8 protein-coding genes are annotated in these 11899 nt (G+C 66.0%); 6 read left to right on the top strand and 2 right to left on the bottom strand.

Features of this window, described 5'->3' with window-relative positions:
• Positions 1 to 310, bottom strand: a 310-nt coding sequence (locus AC5JJ6_RS22540; RefSeq protein WP_496044214.1) for an aminotransferase class III-fold pyridoxal phosphate-dependent enzyme, incomplete at its 3' end; no start/stop codon positions are given.
• A 1196-nt stretch (positions 311 to 1506) separates the two neighbouring features.
• Here AC5JJ6_RS22540 and AC5JJ6_RS22545 point away from each other — a divergent pair.
• Together AC5JJ6_RS22545 and AC5JJ6_RS22550 are read left to right on the top strand one after the other, a co-directional pair.
• Positions 1507 to 2886, top strand: coding sequence for a tetratricopeptide repeat protein (locus AC5JJ6_RS22545; protein WP_496044215.1), 1380 nt, complete (start codon positions 1507 to 1509; stop codon positions 2884 to 2886).
• A gap of 37 nt (positions 2887 to 2923) precedes the next feature.
• Positions 2924 to 4699, top strand: coding sequence for a tetratricopeptide repeat protein (locus AC5JJ6_RS22550; RefSeq protein WP_496044216.1), 1776 nt, complete (start codon positions 2924 to 2926; stop codon positions 4697 to 4699).
• 56 nt (positions 4700 to 4755) lie between these two features.
• Here the strand turns inward: AC5JJ6_RS22550 and AC5JJ6_RS22555 are convergent, their stop codons facing one another.
• Positions 4756 to 8559: an ATP-binding protein gene (locus AC5JJ6_RS22555; RefSeq protein ID WP_496044217.1), complete on the bottom strand. Its 3804-nt coding sequence runs from the start codon at positions 8557 to 8559 to the stop codon at positions 4756 to 4758.
• Between the two features lie 194 nt (positions 8560 to 8753).
• Between AC5JJ6_RS22555 and AC5JJ6_RS22560 the strand changes: the two genes are divergently transcribed.
• The 4 genes from AC5JJ6_RS22560 to AC5JJ6_RS22575 all read left to right on the top strand — a co-directional run.
• The gene (locus tag AC5JJ6_RS22560) at positions 8754 to 9086 is read left to right on the top strand and encodes a hypothetical protein (protein ID WP_496044218.1); all 333 of its coding nucleotides are present in this window, start codon (positions 8754 to 8756) and stop codon (positions 9084 to 9086) included.
• Positions 9087 to 9234: 148 nt separating this feature from the next.
• The gene (locus AC5JJ6_RS22565) at positions 9235 to 9450 is read left to right on the top strand and encodes a hypothetical protein (protein ID WP_496044219.1); all 216 of its coding nucleotides are present in this window, start codon (positions 9235 to 9237) and stop codon (positions 9448 to 9450) included.
• A gap of 94 nt (positions 9451 to 9544) precedes the next feature.
• Positions 9545 to 10594 (top strand): HlyD family secretion protein, encoded by a 1050-nt coding sequence (locus AC5JJ6_RS22570; protein WP_496044220.1) that lies wholly within the window; start codon positions 9545 to 9547, stop codon positions 10592 to 10594.
• Positions 10591 to 11899, top strand: a 1309-nt coding sequence (locus AC5JJ6_RS22575; RefSeq protein WP_496044221.1) for a DHA2 family efflux MFS transporter permease subunit, incomplete at its 3' end; no start/stop codon positions are given. The genes AC5JJ6_RS22570 and AC5JJ6_RS22575, both read left to right, overlap by 4 nt.

Raw genomic sequence — 11899 nt, forward strand, 5'->3', positions numbered from 1 at the left:
GGTTCAGGATCAAGGACTCGAAGTCTTCGAGGAACCGTCTTTTCGCGGTGGTGAAAAGATCTAGACCATGAGCGATGCCATCCCGGCCGATATGGTCGAGAAGAGCCTGCTTCATGTCGGGGTCGTTATGGCCATAGTTGAGCGATGCGCAACCTGCCAGGAAATCGACGTATTGCCGGCCCGATTCATCGGTAATGACGCTTCCCACCGCCTTGTCGAAGACTGCATCCAAACGCCTGCAATAGCTGCGGACATTGGATTCACGGCGGGTAAAGATCATGTCGCTTTTCGCGAGTGTTGCTGTAGACATTATCGTTCTCCTACCCCAACATTGGCTAAGCGGGGCTTCATTCTATTTGATTGAGGTGATCTCAAGACGTTTGCGTTTTCAGGATTCTCCCGAAAACTGGCATTCGACAAGAATACCGCAGCTTTACTTGAACGTTCGACGACACTGTCAGTGTCTATTTGGTAGATATGCTTTAGCCAAGACCAGCTCCTTTGGACAATGCAGACATGCTTGAAGCACCAAAATCCATAGCGACGTTGAACCAAACTCCCAATGTATCGGGCCGGTCACTTGCTCGCTATTTCGAACTTTTAGATGAAGCATCGATGGGATTTAGCAAACCAAGATCATCTACTTAGAGCGGTAGAACTAAGCTAAACTCACTCGCTTTCCCATTCAATGTTCATTTAGTTGATTGTTCTTTTAGGCAGTAGATCGCAGCCTCCTGGATAGGTGTGACTTAGCCGTTATAACAGCAATGAAAGCGGGAATATGTGAAGCGAAACACCATTCTAAAATCAATGTCATGTGCATTTCATTGCTCGATGCCATTTGGAATGATGCGCTATCTTCATGGAAGCGGATCTTATGGAGCAAAATCGACAAGGTGTATTACTTACGTGTTGTATGCTAACCGGTGGTGACTCATACATCTTTAAAATAAGGAGTATGCACATAGGACCCGCCCGGCACACTGTCCATAACCATGCTAAACGCAAAGGTTTTTTCAACTTAAGGCTCGATATTGAAAGTATTGGGTCTTTCCTCAATTAGATTATCCATAATTTGTAGGTCAGTATTCCTTTTATGTCGCCTGAGCGCGAGAGTCGCCCAGCCGAGCCGAAGCGAAGCGATTGCTCCAGCGGCGCTGGACCGCGGTTACACCGGTCATCATCTATCTGGCCCCTCCTTCTGTAAAAGACCGCAAGACGGTCTTTTCCGGCTTTGGCCGACGGAACCGTCTCCGTTGCCAAGGTCCCTGCCGCTCTACAGTGTCGGTGTGGCCATCTCGCAGATTTAACCTGTGTTAACGTATCACCGTATTTTCGTTTGACAGGCGGATGCCGGACCTTCCTGAGCCTTGCCGTCGGCAAGTCAGCAAGTGCTCCGCCGATCGTCGTTTTTCACGATCCATTCACGCCGCCGATCACGGAGCGCTGACAAGGGGCGGGTAACCTGGTCTCATATGAAAGCCCCTCTCCTGGAGTTACCGCGCCATGGCCCTGAACGATATGCACGGCGAACCCGTCTCCACGTCGGACCGCCGTTCGCTCGACCGCTTCGAACATGCTTCCACCCTGCTGAGCGGCTTCTTCGCCGATCCGCTGGCCGTGATCGACGAAGCGCTTGAAGAAGACCCCGCCTTCGCGATGGGCCACTGCATGCGCGCCGGGCTGATGCTGATGGCGGCCGAGAAGAGCGCCCAGCCGGAACTGCGCCGCAGCGTCGAAGCCGCCGAGGCGCTGGCCTCCACCGCCAACGACCGCGAACGCGGCCACACCACCGCCGCCCGTGCCTGGCTGGACGGCGATTTCCATCGGGCGGCCGAGCTTTACGGGCAGGTGCTGCTGGACCACCCGCGCGACCTACTGGCGCTTCAGATCGCCCATCAGATCGATTTCTTTACGGGAAACACCGTCATGCTGCGCGACCGGCCGGCGCGCGTGCTGCCGCAATGGGACAATGCCACGCCGGGCTACGGCTATGTGCTGGGCATGCAGGCGTTCGGGCTGGAAGAGAACAACATGTTCCGCCGGGCGGAGGACATGGGCCGCCACGCGGTGGAATTGACGCCGCGCGATCCCTGGGCGATCCACGCCGTCGCCCATGTCATGGAGATGGAGGGGCGGCTTGCCGATGGCATCCGCTGGTTGACCAGCCGGGTGAACGACTGGGCTCCCGACAACATGCTGGCGATCCACAACTGGTGGCATCTGGCGCTCTATCATCTCGACCACGGCCAGACCGACAGGACGCTGGACATCTACGACCGGCATATCCTGCCCCGGCCGGGCGGTCCCGCCATCGAACTGGTCGACGCCACCTCAATGCTATGGCGCCTGCACCTGCGCGGCGTCGATGTCGGCGACCGCTGGGGCGCGGTGGCCGACAGGTGGGAGCCGATGGCCGATGACGGCTATTACGCGTTCAACGACATGCATGCCATGATGGCCTTCGCGGCCGGCGGCCGCGAGCATGCCGCCCGCCGCCTGATGGCAGTCCTGAACCGCCGCGCATCGGCCCCCGGCAGCAATGCCGTCATGACCCGCGAAGTAGGGCTGCCCGTCTGCGCCGCGATCCAAGCCTTCGCAGATGGAGACCACGATCTCGCCGTCGACCTGCTGCTGCCGGTCCGCGCGATCTCGCACCGGTTCGGCGGCAGCAACGCCCAGCGCGACGTCATCACCCTGACCCTGATCGAGGCTGCCCTGCGTGGCGGCCAAGCCAAGCTGGCCCGCGCCCTGACCGCCGAGCGCACCGACTTCAAGCCGTCGAGCCCCTTCAACTGGACCCTCGCCGCCCGCGCCCTGGATGGCGTCGGCGATGCGTCGGCAGCGGAACGCGCCCGCCAGCGCTCGGCCCGGCTGAGCGCCTGAACCGGCATCGTCATCGCATTGGAAACGGAGGATAACCATGTCCCGTTCAACCCTGCACGCACTGCTCCATACCGGCCTGATCACCGCCGCCATGCTGTCGCTGTCGGGCCAGACGACCGCCCAAACGGGAGCCCAGACGGGAGCCCAGACGAGTACCCAGCACCAGGGCGTGCACCATCAGCCGATGAAGGTCGAAACGAAGCCCTTCGCACCGACGGCCGGCGCATCGTCCTCCGCCGTCTATGACGATCTGTCCAACGTGCCGCTCTGGCCGAACCTCGGCACCGTCAGCTACCCGGTGACGACGGCGTCGCCCCTGGCCCAGCGGTATTTCGACCAGGGACTTCGGCTCGCCTACGGCTTCAACCACGCCGAGGCGCGCCGCGCATTCCGGAAGGCACAGCAGATCGATCCCGATTGCGCCCTGTGCCATTGGGGCGAGGCGCTGGTCCTGGGGCCGAACATCAACGCGCCGATGGAAGCGGAAGCCGCCGCTCCCGCCCTGGCCGCCGTAACGCGGGCGATGGCGCTGGCACCGGCCGCCCGTCCCCATGAGCAAGCCCTGATCGAAGCGCTGGCCCGGCGCTACGCCGCCGGCCCGGCAGCGGACCGCCGTTCGCTCGACGCCGCCTATGCCGAAGCCATGATGGACGTCGCCAAGCGCTATCCCGGCGACGCCGACATCGCCGTGCTGACAGCCGAAGCGCTGATGGACCTGTCGCCGTGGGATTACTGGCAGGCCGGAGGCGCCGAACCGAAAGGGCATACGGCCGAGATCGTCCGGATGCTGGAAGCGGTCATGGAGCGCAACCCCGACCATATCGGGGCGATCCACTACTACATCCACATGGTCGAGGCGTCCGACCGGCCGGAACGGGCCGTGCCCGGCGCCGACCGGCTCGCCTCGTTCGACCTGGGGGCCGGCCACCTCGTCCATATGCCCTCGCACATCTACTACAGGGTCGGGCGGTACCTGGATTCTCTCCAGGCCAACCGGCGCGCGGTCGCGACCGACGAGGCCAATCTCGAGAGCATCGGCACGGCCGGCATCTATCCTGGTGCGTATTTCCCCCACAACATCCACTTCCTGATGGCGTCGGCGCAGATGGCGGGCGACGGTCCGACGGCGGTGAGTTCGGCGGAAAAGCTCCAGGCGACGGTCACGGACGATGCGGCGCGCACGGTCCCCTGGGTCCAGCCGATCATGGCGGCACCCTATTTCGCCCACGCCCAGTTCAGCCGGCCCGACGCCATCATGGCGGCGCCGGCGCCGTCGGAGGAGTTCCCCTTCGTCAAGGCGATGTGGCACTACGCCCGAGGCGTCGCGCAGGCCAAGGCCGGGGACGCGGCGGCGGCCGGCATGGAAGCCGACGCCATTGCGGCGCTCGAACGGACGGCGGATTTCAGCGGGCTGGAAAGCGCCGGCGTCCCCGCCGCAACCGTGCTTGAGCTGGCGCGCCACGTGGTACGGGCGCGGATAGCCCAAGCCCGGGGCGACAATGGCGGCGCCATCGCCGAGTTCACCGCCGCGGCGGAGCTTGAAGGCCGGCTGCCCTACATGGAGCCGCCCTTCTGGTACTATCCGGTCCAGCAATCCCTTGGCGCGGCGCTGCTCCGGGCTGGCCGCATCGACGAAGCCGAGCAGGCTTTCGCCACCAGCCTGACGCGGGCGCGCAACAACGGCTGGGCGCTGTTCGGCCTGATGAAGGTGCATGAGGCGCGCGGCGACCGCGAAGCGGCCAAGGAAGCCGCCGCCAACCTGGAGCGCGCATGGGCCGGCGACCCCGGCATGCTGGACCTCGCGCGGCTGTAGGGCTGTAGGGACGCCGCAGACTTCGCCGGAGCACCCGCAGCGCCTCGCTACCCGCCTCACAGCCTGCTCAACGCCTCTTCGATGCGGGCGATGTGGCGGACCATGCGGGTGGCGCGGCAGGTGCCCAGGACGCGGGTCAGTCCGTCGCGCAGTTCGACGCCCTGCTCGCCCCGCCCGGAACGGGCGAGCAGGCGGCCCCGCGTGACGAACAGGGTGCTCCACGGGAGAGGTTCGGGGCTGGCGAAGTCCTCCAGCCGGTCGGCGTAATGGTCGACCGCCGCCCAGTCGCCCATGTCCAGCGCCACTTCGATCGCGTCGCGGTAGAAGCTGAGATGGTTATGGCTGACGCTGCCTTGGGCAAGCATTGCAGTCCCCTGGTCCAGCAGGCGCCTGCGCTCGTCCGGCCCGTCGTGCGCCCGCGCCAGCAGGGCCAGGACGCTGGGTCCCAGGTAACCGATACCGGTCCGGACGGCCAAATCCATCGCCCGCGTCAGCAGGTCCAGCGCCTCCTCCCGCCGGCCCTTGTACAAGACCATCCGGCCCAGCCCCATCAGGTTCTCCGCCTCGAACCGCAGGGCTCCGAGCTGGGCGGTCAGGGCCTGGGCGCGGGCGTAGTGGGACAGACAAGCCTCCTCGTCGCCAAGCTCGCTCAGCACCTCCGAAGCGACGACGTGGCTGACCAGTTCCGCCCTGCGGTGCCCGATCCTCGCGGCGAGAGCGATCGAGTCCCGCGCCAGGGCAAGCGCGGGCTCCAGATCGGTCATGAACAGGCGCGTCACGGCGTCCATATAGAGGTTTTCGACCTCGATCCGGGGCAGTTCACGCTCCCGCGCCCGCCTGACGCAACGAGAGAAGTATCCGTGCGCCGTGATCATCCGTCCGCGCAGGTAGCACGCGTCGCCAAGTCCGCTCAGCGCGTGAATTTCCAGATCAGGCGCGTTCGCCCGCCGCGCCCATTCCAGCGCCGCTTCATGCTCGCGCAGGCAACCGTCGAGATCGCCGCGCGGGAAGCAGAGGTTGCCGCGCAGGTGATGGATGTGGAAGCGTTCCGCTACCAGACCGGCTCGCATGGCCGCCGCTTCGGCATGATCGAGCGCATCCAGGGCGCCGGTCAGGTCGTCGATCACCCGCATGCCAGCCGCCAGCCCGAACCACGCGCGGCAGCGTTCCTCATCGGTTTCGGCAAGGTCGCGCGCCGTTCGATAAGCCGAGATCGCGGGCCGGATCGATCCCAGTGCCTCCAGCACCTCCCCGCCAAGGCAGGCAAGCGCGAAGCGTTCGGCGCGACCGCAGTCCAGCGTCAGTCCGCGCTCGATCAGCGACCGCGCCCGTTCGAAACGGTAGCCGGCGATGTGGAACCGGGCGGCCTCGATATAGGCCGCGGCAGCCCTGTCGTCCCCGGCACTTCCCAGATGCTCCGCCCGCCGGACGAGGTCGCGGCTTGCGTACCAGTCGGCGGCGCGGCGGTGCAGGTCGTTCCGGCGTGAGCGCAGGAGCGAGTCGTGCACGGCCTCCTGGACCAGCGCGTGCGCGAAGAGGTATTCCCCGCCGGCTGGACCACCGGCCGGCCGGACAAGCGCCTGATCAAGCAGGGCCGCAATGTCATACTCCCGGTCGTCCAGCAGGTAGCGCAGCGTATCCAGGTGGAAACGCTGGCCCAGCACCGATGCCGCCTGAAGCGCCTGCCGGTCCTTGGCCGCCAGGGCGTCCGTGCGCGCCAGGACGATGCAGTGGATGGTGTCCGGCACGGTGCCCGCCGCATTCCGTGCGCGCAGCAGCTGTTCCAGGAAAAGCGGATTTCCGCCCGATCGCGTGACGCAGGATCGGGCGAAGTCCTCGTCGTCCTTGACGTAGGCATGCGCCAGGACCTCGGCTTCTGCAGGCCGAAGGGGGCCGAGATCGATCGTCATGACAGGCACGCCGCCGGCGGCGGCCCGCCACGCGGCATCGATCGGATCGCCCTGGATGCGGGTCGTCAGCATCAGGACGACCGGACATTCCGCCACCAGGCCGGCCAGCATGGCGAAGTAGGGATGGACCTGCGGGTCGGCCCAGTGGATGTCCTCGAACGTCAGGACCAGCGGCCGGACCACCGTGACCTTCCTGACCAGTTCGGCGATGACGGCCCTTCGGCCCAGGTCCCGCGTCGCGTGATCCAGGGCGTCATGGACGGGGCGAAGTTCCGGCGGCATCGGCTGGTCGAGCAGCGGGGCGAGGTGGATGCGGTGCTCGCCGGCCAAAAGCCCCTCGGCGAACGGCGAACCGGCGCGCTTCTCCAGTTCCGCCACCAGCGACCGGACCACCGCCTTGATCGCATCCTGGCCGCAGCCGACGCCGAAATCGAGCACGGTGCCGGTCACGCAGGCGAACCCCTGGTCGCCGGCCATGCGCTGAAATTCCTCGACCAGCCGCGACTTGCCGATTCCGGCCTCTCCCCGGACATGAACCACCATCCCGCCACCGTCACCTTGACCGGCCTCGCGGCATGCGGCCAGCAAGCCTTTGAACTGGTGCAGTTCGGCACGGCGGCCGACGAAAGGCCGGGAAGCCGCACTCGTTCCCGCCGTCCTCAGATCGTGCAGGCGCCACGGCGGCCCATGAGTGCCCTTCAGGTCGAGCAGACCGTCGAGGGCTTCCCGGACAGCCTGCGATATCAGGATCTCCCCCGGCGCAGCCAGCATGGCGAGCCGGCCACCTTCCTGTACGGCTGCCCCCGTGAGGGTGAAGTCCGGTCCGCCATCGACCATGACCAGACCGCAGGCGACACCGACGCGGGGTGGCTCCCCGCCCTGGCCTCCCCCGTCCTCGCTCCTCAGCAGATCGAGCGCCGTGCGGACTGCCCGTTCCGGAACGTTTCCGTGGGCACGCCTCGCACCGAAGGCGGCGAACACCGTGTTTCCGACGTGCCGGTACAGGTCGCCGCCATAGTTTCGCACCGTGTTATCGATCCGGACGATGGCATCGGCCGTCCGCCGGTGCATCTCCTCCGGGTCCTGGTCCGAAGCGGTCGTATCCGCCAGGGCGACGCAGAGAATGGCGGCAACGCGCAGTTCCGGCACGGGCGGGCGGGTTGCCGGCGGCGTATCGGGGTCCTGCATGCACGGCGCCGGTGTCGGCATCGTCCCGGCCCGGTCGTCCCGGGCGCGCCTCCGTTCCCGGATCTCCCGCAGAAGCGCTTCGGTTTCCGGTTCGGGCAGGACGCCCAACTCGCGCTCCAGCACGGACCGGCAGGTCTGGTACTGCTTCAGGGCGGCGGCGTGCCGCCCCTGCCGGACATAGAACCTCATGAGGGCGCGGTGCGCCGGTTCGCGCAGGGGATCGAGGGCGAGAAGCCGTAGGGCGTGGCAGATCCCGGCTTCGCAGCCGCCCTGCTCCAGTTCATGGTCGAGCAGCTTTCCGAGTGCGCCCTGCGCCAGTTCACGCAGGTGCTGGCGCTCGACCTGAAGCCAGTCCTCGAACGCGGCCGATCTCGATGGCGTAGCTTCGAACAGGTCGCCGCGATAGAGCGCCACTGCCCGGGCCAGCATGGCGGGAGAGCCGTCGGCCACAGCCCGCTGAAATTCCGTCACGTCGGTCACCAGGGCTTCCGCCGGAATGCGAAGGCTGTCGCTATCCGCGATCGGCAGGGGCAGGCAGCGGCGCAGGAGAGCCAGCGCCTGCCGCAGGCTGCTGCGGGCCAGGGTATCTGGACTGTCCTCCCACAGCAGGGTCGCGATCTTGTCGCGCGGGTGCGGCCGATCGGGCCGCAACGCCAGATAGGCCAGCAAAGCCATCGGCTTTCTGGCAGTCAACGGAACCGGCGACCCAGCGGGCGAATAAAGGTCGAATCCGCCGAGCAGGTCGAGGCGGTAAGCCTCCACGGACTGCTCCCCGCGCACGAATGCCAAGGTCAAGGATAATCGATGTTGCCACTCCCGGCCGCCGGCTACCATCAAAATCCGACGAGTTCCCGGTCAGCGGCTCAGCATACTCTTTTATCCACACCAGGGTTTATGCCCATGATCCGCAGGATCGGCCAGGCCGCCCCGCCTGCACGGCCTCTCGACCTAACCACTTGGCCAGCCAGCACTTCCTGGGTGCCGTGGCCCCTGCGGATATCCTGACGCCGGTCGCGCCGGCTCAGGCCGCGGAATTCCCCGTGCTCCGGATCGCCGTGCCGAAGACCGGCCAGAACCACGAGATCGTCTTCGACCGTGCCGGGCTCGAGGCGATCGGGACGCGCACCGTCAAGACCTCCACGTCCTGGACCGACGGCGTGGTGGAATTCGAAAGGGTCGTGATTACGGACGTGCTGGCGAAAATCGGCGCCGACGGCGTCAAGTCGGTCCGCGCCGCCGCGATCAACGACTACAGCTACACGATCCCGTTCAAGGACGTTAAGGATTAACCGATTATACTGGCATTCAAGATGAACGGCAAATACCTGACACCCCGCGACAAGGGACCTCTCTGGGTGATCTATCCGCGCGACGAGTTTGCAGAACTGAACACCAAGGAGGTGGATCACCGGATGTCGGTTCATTGCGCCGAGGCGCTTGCCAAATCGGCCGTTCACCGCCTGGATCTACTGGAGCTGCATCCCGTTGGTCACCCGCGACGTCGATTCCGGTATCGCCGCATGGTGGCGCGCCACCGGCTGGTGCTGCTGCGGCGTCTTCAGCAAACGGCAGGACGTCTCCGGCAAACCGCCCATGAACTACTTCTCCTTCAAGGGGGTGCGAGCCCGCACCCTGGATATCGGACAGGGCTGACTCTGTGGCCGGACTCGTAGCTTCTTCAGCAAAGACTTCTTCAGCAAAAACTTTCTGGCTGGGCATTTTCAAGCATCTCGTCTGTGCGGCCCTGGTGGCCGGCGCCGGACTGGGCGGGTGGTACTGGTGGACGGCGGCACGCTTCATCGAGACGACGGACAACGCCTATGTGGAAGCCGACATCTCGGCCATCAGCCCGCAGGTGTCCGGTTACATCCGCGACTTGCCGGTGGAGTCGAACCAGCCGGTCAGGAAAGGCGACGTCCTGGCGGTGCTGGAAGACGAGGAATATGCCGCGAAGGTGCAGGAAGCCTCGGCGGCGGTAGACTTGGCCACGGCCGCGGTTGCGACCGCGGCGGCGCGGATCGCCCAGGCCGTCGCGTCTGTGGACGCGGCCTCCGCAGCGGTGGCGTCCGCCGAGGCGGAACGGACCAGGACCCGGCGCGACCTGGAGCGGTCCGCCGTCCTGGTCAGCCGCGAAGGCGTGTCGCGGCGGCAATACGACGAACGCGAAGCCGACGCCCACAAGGGCGATGCGGCCTACAACGGCGCCGTGGCCGCCCTGGCGGCCGACCGGAAGCGGATACTCACGCTGGAAGCGGAGATGCGCGAGGCCTCGGCTCGGGTCCAGCAGGCGGAGGTGCGGCTGAGGCTGGCGCGGATCGATCAGGAACGCACGGTCGTCCGGTCGCCGGTGGACGGCGTCGTCGGCAATCGCGGCGCGCAGATCGGGCAGTTCGTCCGGGCCGGCACCCTGATGATGGCGGTGGTGCCGCTGGATACCGTCCATATCGTCGCCAATTTCAAGGAAACCCAGCTCAGCCGGATGAAGATCGGCCAGCGCGTCCGCATCACCGTCGACGCCTATGCCGATAGGGACCTTTTCGGCCGGATAGAGAGCTTGGCCCCGGCCAGCGGCTCCCGCTTCAGCGTGCTGCCGCCGGACAACGCCACCGGCAATTTCACCAAGATCGTCCAGCGTGTCCCGGTGCGAATAGCGCTGGAGCCCGAGAACAGGCAGGCGGGCATCCTGCGGCCCGGACTGTCGGTCGAAGCCTCCATCGATACCCGGGAAGCTGCCGGCGGAACGGCGCCCGCGTTCGGCGCCCTTGCGGCGCCTGTGAATGGAAAAGCGTCTCCATGACGGCAGTCCTGCCGGCCGGACCGCGAAAGGTCCTGCCTTTCCTGTTCCGGCGCGCGGCGCCGCCGGCTTCCCTGCCGGGCAGGACCGATCCCGGCGCACGGCAGAGTCTCGGCTTCTACGCCATGGTGGCGGGCCTGTTCCTGGCGATCGTCGACACCCAGCTCGTCACCAGCTCGATGAAGGAGATACAGGGCGGCCTGAGCGCCGGACTGGATGAGATCGGCTGGGTCCAGAGCGCCTATCTGATCGGCGAGATCGTCATGATAGCACTGGCCGGAACGCTGTCACGGGCGGTCGGGACGCGCCTGCTGTTCACCTTGTCGGCCATCGGCTTCGCGGTCGCGAGCCTCCTCTGCGGCATGGCCACGTCTCTGGGGGAGATGACGGCGGCGCGCGCACTCCAGGGATTCCTGGGCGGTGCCATGATCCCGACGCTGTTCGCCGCCAACATCCTGATGTTTCCGCCGGCAAAGCAGGTGCGCATGACGGTGCTGATCGGTCTGGTCGCAACGCTGGCCCCGACGATCGGTCCGGCGCTCGGCGGGATGGTGACGCAGGCGCTGTCATGGCGCTGGCTGTTCTTCATCACGGTCCTGCCGGGGCTGGCGGTGGCATGGGCGGTCTGGCTGCTGGTCGATATTGACAAGGGCGACAGGGCGGCATTGCGGAACTTCGACAGCTTCGGCGCCTCGTTGCTGGCCATCTCGCTGGGCAGCCTGCAATACGTCCTGCACGAAGGTCCGCGCCTGCAATGGCTGGACGACTGCAGCATCAGGGCGCTGCTGCTGGCGGCGGCCCTGGCAGGCGCGCTGCTGGTCTGGCTCTGTCTTTGGCAGCCGGCGGCGATCCTGAATCTCGGCGTCTTCCGCGACCGCAACTTCACCCTCGGCTGCCTGTTCAATTTCGCGCTGGGAGCAGGGCTGTTCGTCGGCGATTACCTGATGGCCCAGTATCTCGGGCGGGTGCGCGGCCTGAACAGCGAACAGATCGGCTACACCCTGCTGGTGACCGGGGCCTTCGAGGTGCTGGGAGCGCCCGTTTCCCTGTGGCTGGCGACGCGGGTCGATCCGCGCTGCGTGCTGGCGCTGGGATACGCCCTGTTCGCATCGGGGCTCTATCTGGCGACGGGGATGACGGCCGACTGGGACTTCGACGAGTTGTTCTGGTCGCAGGCCGTGCGTGGTTTCTCGCTGATGCTCTGCTTCGTCCCGGTGACCGGACTGGCGCTGGGGACGCTGTCGGCCGGGCAGGTGCGAGACGCCAGCGGACTGTTCAGCCTGACGCGCAACCTGGGCGGAGCCATCG

Source organism: Skermanella sp. (assembly GCF_059503625.1).